Source organism: Desulforegulaceae bacterium (assembly GCA_034006035.1).
GTDB lineage: Bacteria > Desulfobacterota > Desulfobacteria > Desulfobacterales > JACKCP01 > JACKCP01.
This window is the reverse complement of sequence record JAVETN010000009.1, coordinates 1-17,222: the sequence shown is the minus strand read 5'-3', so window position 1 is coordinate 17,222 and position 17,222 is coordinate 1. Positions and strand designations below refer to the sequence as shown.

At 32.9% G+C, this 17,222-nt stretch carries 18 protein-coding genes; 14 read left to right on the top strand and 4 right to left on the bottom strand.

The annotated features are described in order from the left end of the window. Complete coding sequence (locus tag RBR53_08045) at window positions 1-279, bottom strand: hypothetical protein (protein MDY0132605.1); 279 nt, start codon at window positions 277-279, stop codon at window positions 1-3. A gap of 212 nt (window positions 280-491) precedes the next feature. Between RBR53_08045 and mqnE the strand changes: the two genes are divergently transcribed. The 8 genes from mqnE (at window position 492) to arsM (ending at window position 7,994) form a co-directional block, all read left to right on the top strand. Continuing rightward, window positions 492-1,586, top strand: a complete 1,095-nt coding sequence (mqnE, locus tag RBR53_08040; GenBank protein ID MDY0132604.1) for an aminofutalosine synthase MqnE — start codon at window positions 492-494, stop codon at window positions 1,584-1,586. Beyond that, window positions 1,587-2,648, top strand: coding sequence for a cyclic dehypoxanthinyl futalosine synthase (mqnC, locus tag RBR53_08035; protein MDY0132603.1), 1,062 nt, complete (start codon window positions 1,587-1,589; stop codon window positions 2,646-2,648). A gap of 2 nt (window positions 2,649-2,650) precedes the next feature. Then, window positions 2,651-3,796, top strand: a complete 1,146-nt coding sequence (locus tag RBR53_08030) for an amidohydrolase family protein (protein MDY0132602.1) — start codon at window positions 2,651-2,653, stop codon at window positions 3,794-3,796. Next, complete coding sequence (locus RBR53_08025) at window positions 3,793-4,617, top strand: menaquinone biosynthesis protein (GenBank protein ID MDY0132601.1); 825 nt, start codon at window positions 3,793-3,795, stop codon at window positions 4,615-4,617. The genes RBR53_08030 and RBR53_08025 overlap by 4 nt, the downstream gene beginning before the upstream one ends. Before the next feature lie 2 nt (window positions 4,618-4,619). Further along, window positions 4,620-5,450, top strand: coding sequence for a 1,4-dihydroxy-6-naphthoate synthase (locus RBR53_08020; GenBank protein MDY0132600.1), 831 nt, complete (start codon window positions 4,620-4,622; stop codon window positions 5,448-5,450). 22 nt (window positions 5,451-5,472) lie between these two features. Next, window positions 5,473-6,033, top strand: a complete 561-nt coding sequence (locus tag RBR53_08015; GenBank protein ID MDY0132599.1) for a hypothetical protein — start codon at window positions 5,473-5,475, stop codon at window positions 6,031-6,033. Between the two features lie 276 nt (window positions 6,034-6,309). Next, a complete protein-coding gene (locus RBR53_08010) occupies window positions 6,310-6,660 on the top strand; it encodes a metalloregulator ArsR/SmtB family transcription factor (GenBank protein MDY0132598.1) in 351 nt (116 codons plus the stop codon). 83 nt (window positions 6,661-6,743) lie between these two features. Further along, on the top strand, window positions 6,744-7,994 hold the full coding sequence (gene arsM / locus RBR53_08005) for an arsenite methyltransferase (protein MDY0132597.1): 1,251 nt from the start codon (window positions 6,744-6,746) through the stop codon (window positions 7,992-7,994). A gap of 231 nt (window positions 7,995-8,225) precedes the next feature. On the opposite strand, the gene RBR53_08000 is transcribed toward arsM, so the two are convergent. The 3 genes from RBR53_08000 to RBR53_07990 form a co-directional block, all read right to left on the bottom strand. Next, window positions 8,226-8,972 (bottom strand): SDR family oxidoreductase, encoded by a 747-nt coding sequence (locus RBR53_08000; GenBank protein MDY0132596.1) that lies wholly within the window; start codon window positions 8,970-8,972, stop codon window positions 8,226-8,228. Window positions 8,973-9,216: 244 nt separating this feature from the next. Then, complete coding sequence (locus RBR53_07995) at window positions 9,217-10,236, bottom strand: alpha-hydroxy-acid oxidizing protein (protein MDY0132595.1); 1,020 nt, start codon at window positions 10,234-10,236, stop codon at window positions 9,217-9,219. A gap of 58 nt (window positions 10,237-10,294) precedes the next feature. Beyond that, window positions 10,295-11,668 carry an NAD(P)H-dependent oxidoreductase gene (locus tag RBR53_07990; protein ID MDY0132594.1) on the bottom strand — a complete coding sequence of 458 codons (1,374 nt, stop codon included), beginning with the start codon at window positions 11,666-11,668 and terminating at the stop codon, window positions 10,295-10,297. 472 nt (window positions 11,669-12,140) lie between these two features. On the opposite strand from RBR53_07990, the gene RBR53_07985 reads away from it, so the two are divergent. The 6 genes from RBR53_07985 to RBR53_07960 all read left to right on the top strand — a co-directional run bounded on the left by RBR53_07985 (window position 12,141) and on the right by RBR53_07960 (window position 16,967). Next, on the top strand, window positions 12,141-13,781 hold the full coding sequence (locus RBR53_07985; GenBank protein ID MDY0132593.1) for a DEAD/DEAH box helicase: 1,641 nt from the start codon (window positions 12,141-12,143) through the stop codon (window positions 13,779-13,781). Window positions 13,782-13,839: 58 nt separating this feature from the next. Further along, window positions 13,840-14,463 carry a LysE family translocator gene (locus RBR53_07980; protein ID MDY0132592.1) on the top strand — a complete coding sequence of 208 codons (624 nt, stop codon included), beginning with the start codon at window positions 13,840-13,842 and terminating at the stop codon, window positions 14,461-14,463. A gap of 47 nt (window positions 14,464-14,510) precedes the next feature. Then, entirely contained in the window at window positions 14,511-15,110 is a 600-nt protein-coding gene (locus RBR53_07975; protein ID MDY0132591.1) for a CBS domain-containing protein, read from the top strand. Window positions 15,111-15,112: 2 nt separating this feature from the next. After that, window positions 15,113-15,649: an HPP family protein gene (locus RBR53_07970; GenBank protein MDY0132590.1), complete on the top strand. Its 537-nt coding sequence runs from the start codon at window positions 15,113-15,115 to the stop codon at window positions 15,647-15,649. A 127-nt stretch (window positions 15,650-15,776) separates the two neighbouring features. Beyond that, window positions 15,777-16,127, top strand: coding sequence for a DUF4389 domain-containing protein (locus RBR53_07965; GenBank protein ID MDY0132589.1), 351 nt, complete (start codon window positions 15,777-15,779; stop codon window positions 16,125-16,127). Between the two features lie 3 nt (window positions 16,128-16,130). Then, a complete protein-coding gene (locus tag RBR53_07960) occupies window positions 16,131-16,967 on the top strand; it encodes a histidinol-phosphatase (GenBank protein MDY0132588.1) in 837 nt (278 codons plus the stop codon). Window positions 16,968-17,222 lie beyond the last annotated feature (255 nt).

Below are 17,222 nucleotides of genomic sequence, written 5' to 3'. Positions count from 1 at the left end.
TTATTCTTCAAATAAAATTTCTCTATGTTCATTTACAATACTTTGCATTAAAATTTCATTGAAACTTTTTTTAACTTCCTGGTTTGGATATGAAAGAAGTAAAAGTTCATGGTCATACTTTTTTATTGTAAGATAACCAGTTTGAAAAAGAAGAGGAGCTATCTGAAGATTTTCAATATCAAAACTTTCAAGAAGATTTGGTCTTGATTTTACCTTTATATAATTTTCTTCCCGTAAAATTTTAAATGAAGATGTACCAAGTCCAATTTGCTTTTTCATTGATTGTCCTTTTTTATCCTGAAATCTTAAAAATTAATTGTCAGATTAATTGTTTTTTTATGTTACTTGCAATTTTGTTTATTTTCAAGATTCTTGGGTACTGAATATATTTGAACTGTAAAGATTAATTTAAATAATTAAATATTATTGACACCAAATGACCAATTGGTCATAATACTTTTTTTGCTATATATAATAAGGGCAGGGTTAAAATGGAACCAATTTTTATAGATGATAAATTAAACAAAATTTATGAAAAAGTAAAAAACAAAGTTCGTCTTGATTTTGATGACGGACTTTATCTTTATGAAACAAAAGATCTTATGGGTGCAGGTCAAATTGCAAATTGTAAAAGACAATCTTTACACGGAAAGAAGTCTTTTTTTATTTACAATCAGCATCTTAATTATACAAATATTTGCAGAAACCGCTGTCTTTTTTGTGCTTATGCAAAAGACTACTGCGATAACGGTTCATACCAATATACAATGGAAGATGTTGAAAAAGAACTGACTGAAAAATTTGATGAACCTGTAAATGAAATTCATATGGTTGGAGGTCTTAATGAAGCACTTCCTTATGGATATTATATAGATCTTTTAAAAACCATAAAAAAAGTAAGGCCAAATGTTACAATCAAAGCTTTTACAGCTGTTGAAATAGATCATCTTTCAAATATTTCAGGTAAATCAGTTGAAGATGTAATTAATGAGCTAAGGGAAAACGGACTTGAAATGATGCCTGGAGGCGGTGCTGAAATTTTAAGTTACAGGGTTCACAAAAAGCTTTTTCCAAGAAAAATAAATAAGGACAGATGGCTTGAAATAATAGAAAAAGTTCACAACTCCGGAATTACAACAAATTGTACCATGCTCTACGGCCATATTGAAACTGTTGAAGAAAAAGTTCAGCATCTTGTATATTTAAGAGACCTTCAGGATAGAACAAACGGTTTTACAGCATTTATTCCCTTGGCTTTTCATTCTGAAAACACAAGGTTATCCCATATAAAAGAAACAACAGCTTTTGAAGACCTTAAAAACATTATTGTTTCAAGGCTTATGCTGGACAATGTTCCCCATATTAAGGCTTATTGGGTAATGCTTGGAGAAAAGCTTGCTCAAACTGCCCTTCATTTTGGAGCAGATGATCTTGATGGAACAATTTTAAAGGAAAAAATAACCCATAGTGCCGGTGCAAAATCTGCTGTGGGTCATGCCAAAGAAACAATGATAAGGCTCATTGAAAAAGCAGGAATGACTGCTGTTGAAAGAGATGCTTTTTACAATGAAGTAAAGGCGGGATAAATGACAAAAGATATTTTAAACAAAGCTCTTGAAGGTCAAAGAATTTTAGGTGAGGAAGCTCTTTTTCTTTATGATAATGCAGATCTTTTAACACTTGGAACCTTTGCCAATCTTATAAGAAACAAAAAAACAGATAAAAATCAGGTTACTTTTGTAATAGACAGAAATATTAATTATACAAATATCTGTATTTCAGGATGCAAGTTTTGTGCTTTTTACAAAAATCCGGGTGAAGAAGGCGGATACTGGATAACAGAAAAAGAACTTGAACAAAAAATAAATGAAACAAAAGAAGTTGGAGGAACCCAGATTCTTTTGCAGGGCGGACTTCATCCTGATAAAAAACTTAATGATTATGTAAAACTTTTAAAATATATGAAATCCTTTGATATTCATATTCATGGTTTTTCACCTCCTGAAATTTCACATATTGCTGAGCTTGAAAATATGAGTGTAAAAGATGTTTTAAAAGTTTTTATTGATTCAGGTCTTGGTTCAATTCCAGGTGGCGGGGCTGAAATTTTAGTAAATGAAATAAGACAAAAAATTTCTCCAAACAAATGCAATGCAGATAAATGGCTTGATGTAATGGAAGATGCCCACAGCCTTGGACTTAAAACCACAGCAACTATGATGTTTGGTCATATTGAAAAAAAAGAAGATATAATTGAACATATGGAAAGATTAAGGCAGCTTCAGGATAAGACCAAGGGGTTTACAGCTTTTATTCCATGGACTTTTCAGCCTGCAAATACAAAAATTAAATCAACTACTGTAACTTCAGCAGAATATTTAAGGGTTTTGGCTTTAGCCAGAATTTTTCTTGATAATTTTGATAATATTCAGGCTTCCTGGGTTACCCAGGGCTCAAAAATTGCTCAGACAGCTTTGTTTTTTGGGGCAAATGATCTTGGAAGCACAATGATTGAAGAAAATGTTGTAAAGGCTGCAGATATTGACTTCAGACTGCCAATGGATGAAATGATTAGGCTTGTTCAGACAGCAGGATTTGAACCATGGCAAAGAGATTGTTTCTATAATAGAATTAAAAAGCTTGATTAAAAATGATTTATCACAGGGCAGCATATATTTTAGATGAACTTGGGAATATTATTGAAAATGCTGCTCTTTACACTGAAAATAATATTGTAAAAGGAATTGAAAAGTCCTTAAAAAATATTTCCAAAAAATATATTAAAGATTACGGGCCTGGGATTTTAATTCCCCAGCCTTTTAATATGCATACCCATCTTGAATTATCATGCCTTAAAAATCAACTGGATTTTTCAAAAGGATTTAAATCCTGGGTGATTGATTTAATTGAAAAAAGAGAAAAAGTTTCTCAAAAAAAATTAATTAAATCTGCCTATTTAGAAATAAATTCTCTTGTAAATTCTGGTATAGGCGGAGTGTGTGATATTTCTTCACTTGGAATCACCAAAAATATTTTCCAAGATTCTAAACTTGAAGGATATTTTTTTTACGAAGAACTTGGATCAAATGAAAAATTTTTAAATGATAAAAAAGAAGACAAAGTTTCATTTGCAGCCCATGCACCCCACACAACATCTCCTGAACTTATAAAAAAAATAAAAAAGCTTACTTTAAATCAAAGTGCTCCATTTTCAATTCATTGTGCAGAATCAGATGATGAGTTTGATTTTATCTCCTATAAATCAAATAATTGGGGTGATTTTTTGAAATCAAGAAATATAGATTTTTCAGACTGGCCCATTCCTTCAGATTCTTCAGTCCAATATCTTGATAAACTTGGAGTTCTTGATGACAAAACTCTTCTTGTTCATCTTCTTGATACCAATGAAAATGATTTTTCCATTGTAAAAAAAAGAAATTCAACCATTTGTATCTGTCCTAGAAGCAATGTTAATCTTCATAATAAACTTCCTGATTTAGAAAAAATGATTGAGATGAAAATTAATATTGTTATTGGAACAGACAGTCTTGCAAGCTGTGAAAGCCTTGATGTTTTTGATGAAATGAAATTTATTTACAATAAATTTAAAACCATTTCTCCAAAAGAGATTTTAAAAATGGGATGTATTAATCCTGCACAAGTTCCTGGATTTAAAAAAATATCTTCGGTTTTTAAAAAAGAGAATAAAATTAAGGCAATTTATATAAAGGATGTAAGTAAAGATATCTATGAATCTATTGTTTTTTCAGACACTAAAAAAAGAATTGTATTATGAGTAATTTAATAAAGCTTGGAAAATTCAGTTATATAAATGTAGCTCCTGTTTATTATAATCTGGAAAAATATCTGCCCCAAAATTTTTGTATAATAAAAGAAGGTCCTCCTGCAAAATTAAACTTAGCTCTAGAAGAAGAAAATTTGGATTTAAGTCCTGTTTCTGCCTTTGCTTATGCAGTTAATCATGAAAAATGGCAGCTTATTCCTGATATTTCCATTGGGTGCACAAAAAAAGTTATCAGTGTTCTTTTAGCAGCAGATTTAAAGTTTGAAGAGCTTGACAATAAAAAAATTCTTTTAACCAATGAGTCTGCAAGCGGAGCATCCTTGCTGAAAATTTTGTTTTATGAAAAAAATATTTATCCAAAATTTTATTCAGGAGATATTCATAAACTTGATAAAAAAGAATATGACGCAGTTTTAGTAATAGGGGACAATGCCCTTTTAATTGACTGGGAAAAGAAGTTTAAAAATGTTTATGATTTAGGGCAAAGCTGGTTTGAATTTACAAATCTTCCCTTTGTTTTTGGAGTTTGGGCAGTTTCTAAAAAGTCCTATCTGAAAAACAAAATTAAAATTAATCAGATAAAAGATATTTTGCATGAAAATAAAAAAAGGAATCTTGATTTTTCAGATGAAATGAGTGCAATTTCAGCCAATAAAAAAAATACCTCAAAAGAATTTATGGCAAACTATTTTAAAACAATAGAATATGACCTGTCAGAGCAAAAAATAAAAGGTCTTAAACTTTTTTATTCGCTTTTATTTAAGCATAAATTTATAAAAAATAAAGTTATCCTCGAATTTGTAAAAGGCTAAAAATGGAAAAAAAATTAAAACTGGCTTTTTCAACCTGCCCAAATGATACATTCATGTTTCATGCACTTGTAAATAAAATTTTACCTTCTGACTATGATTTTAAACTTTATCTTTCAGACATTGAAGATTTGAATGAAAGTGCATTTGCAAAAAAATACGATATTACAAAAATTTCTTTTTCAGCCCTTGGAAACCTTCTTGATGACTATGTTCTTTTAAGATCAGGTTCAGCACTTGGAAGAGGGTGCGGGCCTTTAATTGTTGGAAGAAATCTTGAAGATTTTAATGATTTAAAAAATAAAAAAATTGCAATACCTGGAATTAATACAACTGCAGCCTTGCTTCTAAGGCTTTATTCTGAAGATGAGCTAAATCTTGTTTCCATGCCTTTTTATGAAATTATGCCTTTTGTCAGAGATAAAAAAGCAGATCTTGGAGTTGTTATCCATGAAGGAAGATTTACATATCAAAACTACAATCTTGTTTCTTTAGTTGACCTTGGAAAATGGTGGGAAGATACAACCGGACTTCCCATTCCCCTTGGAGGAATTGCCGCAAAAAGAAGTCTTGGCGAAAAAACTATAAAAGACATTGAAAAAAAACTTTCTAAAAGTATTTTATATGGATTTGAAAACCCTGATGAGTCAAAGAAATATATAAGAAAATATGCCCAGGAAATGGAAGATAATGTTATAAAAGAGCATATTTTTCTTTATGTGAATGAATTTTCAGTTAATACAGGGCCTGAAGGGGAAAAAGCTTTGAAAAAATTATTTGATGAAGCAAACAAAAAAGATATAATTAAAAATTCAGGAAAAAATCTTTTTCTTTAACTCAATAAATTTAAGGTAAAAAATGTATTATATTGGAATTTATAAAAAAGATAATGATTTTTATTTTTTTGCAGCCTTAATGCATAGAAAAACGGCAAAAAGAACCTATGAGCCTTTTATTTGTGAAGTTTTTAAAAACTCTGATTATTCTGATTTTGAAAAAATAATAAGCAAATATCAGGCTTCAAATGATTTTGTTTTAATGAAAAAGAAATTCAGTCAGTCAGGAAGACCAGCACGGAAAGTTCTTGTTCCCCCGGAATTTGTATATATTGAAGATAATCAAATTACAAAAATAATGGAAAAATTAAGAGTTTCAAAAAGCCGGATTGTTTTAAACGGCAATGTTCAGGCAAATGAAAATGATATTTCAGTTTCTAAAGAACAAATTTTATCTTCAGCTAAAAACACAATGAATGATAAAAGAATTGTCTTTGAAAACTTTAAACCTGATTTTGACTTGGAATCTGAGCTTGAAAAATTAGAAACCCAGGATTTTGATATGGCCCATCCTTTTATAAAAGCTTTTAGTCTTATTCTAGCAAAGAATGAACTTAGTAAAATTAAAATTAAGAGATATTAATTTAAAAACTTTGAAAACTATAGAAAAAGGATAGTTTTTTTAATCAGGAACTTTATAGCTGTTGTTTTATTTTCCCTGACCTTCATTATTTGTCTTCTAAATGATTTTTTGTGTTTTTCATTTACTCACTTTTTTTACCTGGTTTTTTTTACAAAATAATTGACAGGTAACTTTTTTAGTTAAATCAAATTTTAAGAAAAAAGTTGACTGGTGTGATTTTTAAACATATAGACTTAGTCTGTTGGCTAACTATGTAACTATTGATTTGAGGTATGGATGAAGAAGTTAACTTCAATTTTTAAAGCATTGTCTGACCGAAATAGACTCAGGATTTTGTCAGCTCTTATGAAATATGAAGAATTGTGTGCCTGTCATATCATAGAATTGATTCAGGTTACAGGTGCTACGGTTTCCCGACACATGGGGGTTCTTATTGCCTCAGGTATGGTTGACAGTCGTAAAAAAGGGCGTTGGGTCTATTATAGGCTTTCCCGGGAAAAAACTGATTTAGCTGCACTGTTTACCTGGATAGAATCACAACTAAGTCATGATTCAAGCGTGGCTTTAGATATGAGAGTTCTTGGTGAAATCATCTCTTTGGATCCGGAAGTAATTTGCAGAAAATAACGGGGTGAAAAGTGTTGTAATAAGTAAATTAAAATGAAAACTTTTCTAATTTAATAAAAAGCTAAGAAGTTAAGGAGATGATTGTGGGTAAAAAAGTGAATTTATTATTTCTATGCACTGGAAATTCGTGCCGAAGCCAGATGGCTGAAGGGTGGACCCGTCATCTCAAAAGTGACGAGATTCATGCTTTTTCTGCTGGGGTTGAATCTCATGGACTTAATCCTGATGCTGTAAAGGTTATGTCTGAGGCAGGTGTGGATATTTCTGATTATAGAGCTAAACATATTGATGAGTTCAAGGATGTACAGCTGGATGTGGTGATAATTGTCTGCAGTAATGCCAAGGAAACCTGTCCAGTTTTTTCGGGTAATTGTAAAGTTGTTCATTATGGTTTTAATGATCCTCCTGAGATGGCTAAAGAGCTTGCTGACAAAGGAACTTTAAAAGAAGAGCAGTTGGATTGTTACCGAAAAGTTCGAGATGAAATCAAAGCCTTTGTAAAAACACTTCCAGAGTCATTGATAAATCAAAGCGACAAGGTTGTTAGGATTGATTCAGATAAAGACAATCTTCGTAATCAGGTGAGAAACCTTTATTCAGGAATTGCAAATGAAGGTGACTCATGCTGTGGAAGCAGTTGCTACAGTTCAAGTAGTCCTTTAGGAAACCCGGAATTCTCAACTCGATTTGGTTATACAGGCGATGATTTGTCATCAGTACCCCCAGGGGCAAATATGGGGCTTGGCTGCGGTAACCCTCAGGCTATAGCACAGATTAAGCAAGGAGAAGTGGTTCTTGATCTTGGAGCTGGGGGTGGTTTTGATTGTTTTTTAGCTGCAAAACAGGTTGGCAGTGAGGGAAAGGTTATCGGAGTGGATATGACACCTGAAATGATTTCAAAAGCAAGAGAAAATGCCCATAAGGGTAAATATGCAAATGTTGAGTTCCGTTTGGGAGAAATTGAACACTTACCTGTAGCCGATAGTTCAGTTGATCTGATTATATCTAATTGTGTTATCAATCTTTCTCCTGCAAAAGATCAGGTGTTTCAAGAGGCTTACAGGGTATTAAGACCAAAAGGGCGACTTGCTTTGTCCGATGTTGTAGCTATAGCTCAACTTCCCAATGAAGTAAGTGAAAATGTTGATGCCCATTGCGGATGTGTAGCCGGAGCAGCTTTAGTAGGCGATATTGAGAAAATGCTAAAAAATTCAGGATTTTCAGAAATTTTAATTGATATCAAGGAAGACAGTGCTCAGTTTATTAGCGATTGGTTTCCTGGGAGTGGGATGGAAAAATATGTTCGTTCAGCCTTAATAACTGCTGTAAGATAAGCAATATTTGTTTTTAATTTTTGATATGATAGCTTTTATAAAAACAAAAGAAGTCTTGTCATCTTATAAGTATGAAAAAGAAATAAGGAATTAATTGAATTAGAAAAAAGAGCGGACACCTGATAGGAAAATCCGCTCTTTTTTTAGAAATATTTACGGTTTATAAAACCGGTCTTATTTTTTATGCTATCCATTCAAGTTAAAAGTTTTTTTCAACTCAATAGAATACTATTAAACCTCCTGGGGAGGAACTATTGCACCAAGCTCTTTTTCAGCCTGCTTGGGATCCTTTGTAAACTGAGCATAGACATCCTGGGACATTGGATCAGGGAAAATATCTTCCTGGCCATTTTCAAGTCCTGTAAGAATAGCATCAGCAACTTGCTCAGGTTTTGCTTTAGGCATTTCCTGCCCGTCCGTCATTGGAGTTTCCACAGGACCGGGATAAACACCTGCAACTAAAGTTCCCTGGGCTGAAAGTTCACCTCGCAATCCCTGGGTCATTGAGTGAGCTGCAGCTTTTGAACAGCAATAAGTGCTGTTGGCAGGCATACTAATTATTCCAATGATTGAAGAAACTATTACCATTGCTCCGCCGCCTCTTGAAGCAAGAATTGGTGCAAATGCCTGACTTACAGCAAGAGTGCCGAAGAAGTTGACTTCCATTTCATTTCTGGCAGCTTCCATTCCAGAAGGCCCGGTAAGCCACATCAGGCGATTAATTCCTGCGTTGTTTATAAGGATATCAACATCTTTGCACTGGTCTGCTGCTGATTTAACATCTTCAGCATTGGTTATATCAAGCTTGATGGGAACAACTTTACCATCAACATCTTTTTCAAATTTGCAGTCTGAAGGGTTGCTCCGGACAGCAGCATAAATTTTTTCTGCTCCTCTTGTAAGTAGTTCATTGACCAAAGCGGTACCAATTCCGCCATTGGCTCCTGTTATCAGAACAACTTTTCCTTTAATTTTCATTATTGATCCTTTCTTAGTTCTTATTTTAAGGCTTGCATCATCTGTTTATAGTTAAGAATAACTTGTTTACTCTTTTTGAACAAATCTTATTAATTTGAGATCCTCCCCCATCTTAAGGAAGGAGTTTTATCAAGACGGATTTAATAAAATTCAGGTGAGCCGGATTTACAATTGATCTTTTTTTAAATTTTATAAATTTATCCCGGATTTTAATCAAGGTAACCGGGATGATTTAAAATCCGGCTTAAGAAAAACCATGGTAAATTACTGAGTTTGAAACATTTGATACAGAAGCTGTTCCTGTGAGAATCATTGCCTGAATAAGATCAGATTTTATTTTGTCTATAAGCTTTTCAACTCCGGTCTGAAGACCACCCATTGCTGCAATTGTAAACGGTCTTCCAAGCATTACAGCGTCAGCTCCAAGAGCGAGCATTTTTAAAACATCTGTTCCTGTTCTTACTCCTCCGTCAACAAGAATAACAGCCTTGCCTTTTAAGCTGGATGCAATAGCTGGAAGAACCTCTGCTGTTCCAGGACTGAAATCAAGGACTCTTCCTCCGTGGTTTGAAACAACAATCCCGTAGGCTCCAGCTTCTACTGCTAAAACAGCATCTTCTACAGTCATTACTCCTTTAACAATAAATTTTATTGGAGTTGATTGGATAATTTCTTTTAGTTTTTCAGGAGTTTTAGGTGACACAGGTCTTCCCATAAGTCCAAGGGTGATAAGTCCTGCTGCGTCAATATCCATTCCAACATAGTCTGCCCCGGATTTATGTACTTTTTCAAGTTTTTCAAAAAGCTCTTTGTCTTCCCAGGGTTTGATAAAGGGAATAGAGTGTCCACCTGCTTTTTTTAAAGCATCAAGTCCTGCCAGATGAATTTCGTCTGGAACACCGTCTCCTGTTGTTCCCATTATGTTTTTTGACTTACATCCAAGAACAATTGAGTCAGCATATTGAGATTCTGAAATTTTTCCACCCATATTATAGGCAACGCCTCCAATTGGAGCAGCAAGAACCGGCATATCAAGATGTTTTCCAAAAAGATTTATAGAAGTGTCTGGACTTGTGACCTTGTGGATAAGTTTCATGTTAAGTTTTATTTTTTTCAAGGCATTATAGTTTTCTTCAAAAGAAGACCCTGTTCCAATTCCCCCCATTCCAGGAACCTCACTTCTGCATGCTTTTCCATCACAAACAGGGCATACTCTGCAGTATCCTTTCATCAACTCCCTTGCTTTTTCATTTATTTCCTTCATAAACTCTCCTTTGGCAAGTTTTAAGTTTGCTTGGCTTGTGATTAATCTGCCTAAAACCTTAGCTTTCTTCAACAATTTTTACGTGTGGCTTTACCATTTCGGTTCTAAGCATTTTTCTTATTGCTTCACGCATTTTAGGATCACTTGTGAGTTTTAACATATTTTCGTTCATTTCAATTGCTTTTTCATCGTATTGAGGAAAATCATAAAAGTCGTTTTCTTCATACCATTTGTGATCTGTTTGAAATACAAATCTATGTCTTCCCCAAATATCATCTCTAAAAATTTTGTGTCCGCCTTTTCCTGGGAATCCCTGGGGAGCAATATAGTCAAGTTCTGCTTCAAGTTTAATTCTTTTTGCAAGATTTTGAATGTTTTCGTCTATGGACTCCACAAACTCATCTGTAACAATATCGCAAAGGTTTGCCCTTTGCCATTGGATAAATCCTTCCATTACTTCTGTTAAATTAAAGTGTTGGGAAAGATTGCCTGAAATTATCATTCCCACCTGTTTTCCCATCATTGTAGGGACATGATTTTGAAAGAAACTTCTATCAAAAAACTCTTTCCATTTTGCAGAAAGCCATCTGTCTTTTATTTCTCCAGCCATAATTATTATATCAGCCTTGGAGACTTTGTCGTTGAAAAAGTCAATAAAATCATCAACTCCTTCATAAATACATTGATGATCAAATCCGCATTGAACACATCCTGTGCACCCACCTTTTATATTAAGGTCTGAAAGGGTTATTTCTTCAAACTCAGAACTTAAACATTCTTTAAAAGAATTTATCATTTGATGAAGATTTGTTCCCTCATAGGACTTGTCTTTAATTATTAAGAGATTTTTGTCTTTAATTTCTACTTTTTCAAAGGATTTTTTAGGGCTATAGGGTTTGGGTGTAGACTCTGATTTGGTAAATAGTCTTTGAAGGGGCATATTATTTTTTGCATTGTTAAAAAGGACTTTTCCAAATTTAAAAAGTTTTTCTCTTCCCAGGTCGTCTAAAAGGTCATAAGAGTCTGCGCTAAAACTTCCGCAGAACTTCATTTCAAAATCATCGCAAATGCTTCTTAAATAGTTGTGGGCACAATTGTCAAAAAAGTTGATTGAGGTTGTTATTGCACCGGCAAATTTGCCTTTAAAAATATCTTCTTTTTTTCTTTCAAATATAAGTTCAATAAACCTTTTAAGTTGAGAAGGAATGATGAATGTATATACGGGAGTTACAAAAATCACCATATCTGAGGAAACTATATCATTTGTTATTTTTTCAAATTCTTCTAAGTTCGATTCAATTTTTTTTATTGATTTGGATATATGAAAAATATTGTATTCGTGATTTTTGTTTTTTTTAAAAAGATAAAGCAAAGACTGAAGACTTACACTTTGCTTTCCTTTTGGGCTTCCGCTTAGCACTGTTATTTTCATTGGAACTCCTGGAGTTTGTTTTAATTTTTTAATTTACCTGGATGGTTAAAGTTCTTATTTTTGTCAAGAATTATTACAATTGTGTTTTAATTTTGTAAACTGTTAAGTTTAACTTAATGCTGTAGTTGAGTTTGACAATCTAAAAAAACCCTGTTAGTCTCAGTTTGCAAATTTAGATACAAAATGGGTTTAAAGCCTTTCTTTTTTAAGTCGTGTGATGATTCAGCTTAATTTCTGTTTATCATTATTATTCCTAAAACACATAATTTTATTTGATTATTATGGGAACTTTTCTTTTATTGGGTTTAATCCTTATTTTGTAAACTGTAGACCAGATCTAATTGAAAAAATTGAAAATAAACCCAAGGTTTCAATTTTTTAAACTTGCAATTTATTGAAAATAAGTATAATTATAACAGTTTGCCGATTTTGGCATTAACTGAAACAATTTAAGAAAAAGAGAAATTTATTGATGAGCTTTGAAAATTTAGGTTTGAGTGATGATGTTTTGCGTGCTGTGGAAGCTATTGGTTTTGAAAATCCTACTCCGATTCAGGAAAAAACAATTCCTGAATTACTTAACGGCAACAAGGATCTTGTAGGTCTTGCACAGACAGGAACCGGAAAAACAGCAGCATTCGGCCTTCCAATGATTGAACTTACAAACTTTGAAACAAGAAAAATTCAGGGTCTTGTAATTTGTCCCACAAGAGAACTCTGTATTCAGATTTCTAAGGATTATACCAATTTTACCCAATTCATCAAAGGTGCAAAAACTGTATCTGTTTACGGCGGAGCAGGAATTGTAGGCCAGATGTCATCCCTTAAAAGAGGTGCACATATTGTTGTTGCAACTCCAGGAAGGCTTCATGATCTTATAAGAAGAAGAGCAATTGACCTTTCAAATGTAAGATATGTTGTTCTTGATGAAGCTGATGAAATGATGAGCATGGGATTTAAAGAAGACCTTGATATTATTTTAAAACAAACCCCAAAGGAAAAAAGAACCTGGCTTTTTTCAGCAACTATGCCAGCAGAAGTATCTAGAATTTCCAAAAACTATATGGACTCACCTGTTGAAATAGTTGCCGGTAAAAAGAATTCACTTGCACAAAATATTGAGCATCTATCTTATTGTGTAAGAGAAAAAAATAGGTACGAGGCTCTAAAAAGAATAATAGATTTTTATCCTGATATTTATGGTCTTATTTTTTGCAGAACAAGAAATGAAACTGGTGAGGTTGCAGAAAAACTTATCAGGGAAGGCTATAATGCAGAAGCTCTTCACGGAGATTTATCCCAGATGCAAAGGGATGCTGTGATGAAAAGTTTTAGATCCAAAAGTCTTGACTTTCTTGTTGCCACTGATGTTGCAGCCAGAGGAATTGATATTGATGATATCACCCATGTAATAAATTACAATCTTCCAGATGATGTTGAAGCATACACCCATAGAAGCGGAAGAACTGCAAGAGCTGGAAAATCAGGGATTTCAATTGCAATTATAACACCTGCTGAAAAAAGAAAGCTTGCAGCTGTTGAAAATAGAACAAAGGTAAGTTTTAAACAGGAAAAAGTTCCTTCAGGAAATCTTATTTGTGAAAAGCAGCTTTTTGCCCTTGTTGATAGGTTTAAGAATGTAGATGTTGATAAAGATGAAATTTCAAGATTTATTGAACCTGCTTATGAAAAACTTAAAAAACTCACCAAAAATGAAATAATTGAAAGATTTATTTCCATGGAGTTTAATAGATTTCTTGATTACTACAGAAATGCTGAAGACGTAAACGCTCTTGATTCTCCCAGGAAAAGAAAACATTCAAGTCAGACAGATTCATATTCTGGTAAAGTTAAATACAAAAACGGTAAAACTTCTAAGCTTTTTATTGGAGCAGGCAAGCTAGACAATCTTAATAAGGGTGCCATAATAAGACTTGTTTGTGATAATGCAGGAATTAAATCCAACCGGATTAAAAAAATTGATGTTTTAAGAGAATTTTCATTTTTCGAAGTTGAGTCAGGTTGTGCTGATGCTGTTATTTCTTCAATGAAAAATGTAAGTTTTGACGGAAAAAAGGTTTCTGTTTCAATGTCTAAAAGCAGAAGAAGCTAAGAAATACAAAAGCCTGTCAATAGAGAGTTGTCAGGCTTTTATTTTCAAGAGGTGAGTTTTGAGCTTTCAGGTCTGGTTAGCTTATTTTTTAACTGTATTTGTTCTTATAGCAACCCCCGGTCCCACCATCCTTTATGTAATAACCCAGTCAGCTGTCAACGGTAAGAAAGTTGTATTTCCTCTTTTAGCAGGAATAATCCCAGGTGATCTTGCTATAATGGCTTGTTCTATTATGGGTTTAGGTGCAATTATTTACACATCTTCTGTTGTATTTATAATTTTGAAGTGGCTGGGAGCCTTATACCTTATTTTTCTAGGGCTTAAGTTTTTTTTAGAAAAACCAACTCCTGAGACTTTACCCGATTTAAAAAAAGTAAAAAAAGAGAATAAAAAAATAATAAAAAGAGCTTTTCTTGTAACTTCGCTTAATCCCAAAGGAATAGTTTTTTTTCTTGCGTTTTTCCCTCAATTTATATCTGAAGAAAAAAGTTATTTTATTCAGATTCTTATTCTTTGTTCCACATTTTCTCTTGTTTCAATTTTCAATGTTGTCCTTTATAGTGTTTTTTCAGGAACCTTAGGTGGTTTTCTTGGAAGTTTGAAAGCACAAAAAAGATTTAATATGGCAGGGGGAGTAGCTCTTTGCACAGCAGGAGTTTTTACAGCTGTGATTGAAAGATAGTTTAGCTTGCCTCAAATCAAGAGCAAAACTTAAACTCGAGGATTTTTATGGATAAAAACTTAAAATGCAATTATTTTGAATTTTCCGAAGAAGATATAATTGATGCTATGAAATCAATGGATGGTTTTATTGATATTACAACTTCAACTTTCAGGGAGATTTATGAACTTGCCTATGAGCACGCAATAAAGCGAATGCTTGACTCCATGCCTGTAAAAAACATAATGTCAAAACCTGTTTTTTGTGTAAACCATGATTTGAGTGCTGCTGAAACTGCAAAATATCTCGCTGATCATAAAATAAGCGGGGCTCCTGTTATAGATAAAGAAGGAAAAGTTGTTGGAGTTGTCTCTGAAAAGGATTTTTTAAAAAAAATGGGCCTTGAAACAGATCCTTCTTTTATGAGTGTAATTTCAAGATGTCTTAATAGTTCAGGTTGTATGGTTTCAGGTCTTAAAACAGTTTTTTTAAAAGATATTTTAACTTCTCCTGCTGTAACTATTTTAGAGGAGGTTTCTGTTTCTGAAGTTTCAATAATTTTTATGGAAAAATCCATTAATCGTCTTCCAGTGTGTGATCAAAAAGGCTTTCCAGTGGGTATTGTTACACGCTCAGATCTTGTTAATGCAATTTGTATTCAGGGATAGTTATGAATTATTTTAAAAAAATGTCAGGGCAGGGGCAAAGTCCTCCCAAGGTTAGCAAAACAGAAGTTTTTTGGTCCTGGTTTGGATCTTTTCTTGGAATAGCATCTATTGGTCTTTTAAGTTCCTATTTTCTTGAATCCATGGATTTGACTCTAGTTATAGGATCTTTTGGGGCTACAGCTGTTTTGGTTTATGGTGCAATAAGAAGTCCTCTTGCCCAACCAAGGAATGTGTTTGGAGGACATGTTTTATCAGCAGTTACAGGAGTGTTTTTTCAACAGTTTTTTGCGGGTACTCCCTGGTTTGCTGCAGCCATGGCTGTTTCAGTTTCCATAGCCTTGATGCATACTACAAAGACTCTTCATCCGCCTGGAGGTGCAACTGCTCTTATTGCAGTGATTGGAGGAGACAGCATTAAAAACCTTGGATATCTTTATGCTGCTATTCCTGTTGGTCTTGGAGCTTTTATATTGCTTTTAATTGGTCTTTTAGTCAATAATATTCCAAAAACAAGAAAGTATCCTGAGTTTTGGTTTTAACTATTAAACACAAACTCTTACTTGAAAAACTTAAATAAAACTTTTACTTTGTAGGCTTTACTTGGTTTTTTTATGGGCAAACTAAGAAAATAAAAAATAAAATTATTAAAATTTAAGGAGCAATTAAATGACAGATCAGATTAACGGAAGTTCAGATTTAAAAGCAAAGGTTAAGGAGTTTTTTGTTAACAGAAAAAACATTGTGATCAGGCTTCTTTATACAATTCTTTTTCTTGCTGTTTTGGGAATTGCAACAAATATTGCCTGGGTAATTACTGTTTTTCAGTATATTTTTCTTTTAATTACAAAAAATTATATAAAACCACTTAGAAATTTTTCTAGAAATTTTGCCTTATACCTAAAGGAAGTTCTTGATTATATTCTTCTTGTATCAAATAAAAAGCCTTTTCCTTTCAATGAGTTTCCAAAAACCGAAACCGATCTTGAACCTCTAGACATAGCAGATATAGAGGAATAAATTATGCTTTTGTCCCTTCATGGAGGACATAGTAAAGATTTTTGCAATCATGCCTCAGGGAATCTTGAGGCAATGATTGAAAAATATGTTGAGCTTGGGTTTACACATGTAGGAGTTTCCGAGCACATTCCTCCCTACACAAAAGATTTAATGTTTGATGATGAAAAAGAGGCTGGTCTTTGTCCTGAAATTATGTTTTCAAGATTTGAGGCTTATATTTTAAAGATAGAGCAATTAAAAATCAAATACAAAAATAAGTTGAAAATATTTAAGGGGTTTGAAGCAGAATCCTACTCAGGCTATAAAAGATATATTCCAGCCCTTGTCAAAAGATTTAAGCCTGATTATATTATAGGTTCTGTTCACCATTTAAATGATATTTGTTTTGATTTATCGCCGGAAGCTTATTCAAAGACCATTGATTCTTGCGGTACAATTATAGATTTTTACAATCAGTATTTTGATCTCCAATATGAAATGCTTTTAAATATCAGGCCCCAAATAGCAGGACATTTTGATCTTGTAAGGATTTTTGATGAAGATTATGAAAAAAATATGAAAAGGGATAGTGTAAGAAAAAAAATATCTAGAAACCTTAAGCTTGTTAAAGATTATGATATTATAATTGATTATAATCAAAGGGCATTAAAAAAGAAGATGAAAGAGCCTTACCCCTGCAGATTTATTTTGGAAGAGGCAATTGATCTGGGCATTAAAATAGTACCTGGAGATGATTCACACAGTAATGCTGACGTAGGTTTTAAAATAAAAGAAGCCACTGATTATCTTGTAAATCAAGGGGTTGAGTTTTCAGATAGACTTTTTTTAAATTTTTATTAAAAAAGAGTTTGACAATGTAAAGTAAAAAGAACTATAAGCTGTCTCGTTCCTCAGGGAAGTAAAACAAAAGTTTTTGAGGGGCAAGTTCTTTAAGAAAAGTTTAACAAACTGAAAAAAGTAGTTGACAGAAGAAAAGAAAAGATATAATTCTGTCTTCCGTTTGTTTGAATTTAAAAACAAATCGATCTTTGAAAACTAAACAGCAGACAGGTCCTTGAAATAAATTTTTTACGGAGAGTTTGATCCTGGCTCAGA

Excerpts from the sequence above, each read along its gene's own strand:
- RBR53_08045 (MDY0132605.1), bottom strand. The coding sequence starts at position 279 with ATGAAAAAGCAAATTGGACTTGGTACATCTTCATTTAAAATTTTACGG.
- mqnE (MDY0132604.1), top strand. The coding sequence starts at position 492 with ATGGAACCAATTTTTATAGATGATAAATTAAACAAAATTTATGAAAAA.
- mqnC (MDY0132603.1), top strand. The coding sequence starts at position 1,587 with ATGACAAAAGATATTTTAAACAAAGCTCTTGAAGGTCAAAGAATTTTA.
- RBR53_08030 (MDY0132602.1), top strand. The coding sequence starts at position 2,651 with ATGATTTATCACAGGGCAGCATATATTTTAGATGAACTTGGGAATATT.
- RBR53_08025 (MDY0132601.1), top strand. The coding sequence starts at position 3,793 with ATGAGTAATTTAATAAAGCTTGGAAAATTCAGTTATATAAATGTAGCT.
- RBR53_08020 (MDY0132600.1), top strand. The coding sequence starts at position 4,620 with ATGGAAAAAAAATTAAAACTGGCTTTTTCAACCTGCCCAAATGATACA.
- RBR53_08015 (MDY0132599.1), top strand. The coding sequence starts at position 5,473 with ATGTATTATATTGGAATTTATAAAAAAGATAATGATTTTTATTTTTTT.
- RBR53_08010 (MDY0132598.1), top strand. The coding sequence starts at position 6,310 with ATGAAGAAGTTAACTTCAATTTTTAAAGCATTGTCTGACCGAAATAGA.
- RBR53_08000 (MDY0132596.1), bottom strand. The coding sequence starts at position 8,972 with ATGAAAATTAAAGGAAAAGTTGTTCTGATAACAGGAGCCAATGGCGGA.
- RBR53_07995 (MDY0132595.1), bottom strand. The coding sequence starts at position 10,236 with ATGAAGGAAATAAATGAAAAAGCAAGGGAGTTGATGAAAGGATACTGC.
- RBR53_07990 (MDY0132594.1), bottom strand. The coding sequence starts at position 11,668 with ATGAAAATAACAGTGCTAAGCGGAAGCCCAAAAGGAAAGCAAAGTGTA.
- RBR53_07985 (MDY0132593.1), top strand. The coding sequence starts at position 12,141 with ATGAGCTTTGAAAATTTAGGTTTGAGTGATGATGTTTTGCGTGCTGTG.
- RBR53_07975 (MDY0132591.1), top strand. The coding sequence starts at position 14,511 with ATGGATAAAAACTTAAAATGCAATTATTTTGAATTTTCCGAAGAAGAT.
- RBR53_07970 (MDY0132590.1), top strand. The coding sequence starts at position 15,113 with ATGAATTATTTTAAAAAAATGTCAGGGCAGGGGCAAAGTCCTCCCAAG.
- RBR53_07965 (MDY0132589.1), top strand. The coding sequence starts at position 15,777 with ATGACAGATCAGATTAACGGAAGTTCAGATTTAAAAGCAAAGGTTAAG.
- RBR53_07960 (MDY0132588.1), top strand. The coding sequence starts at position 16,131 with ATGCTTTTGTCCCTTCATGGAGGACATAGTAAAGATTTTTGCAATCAT.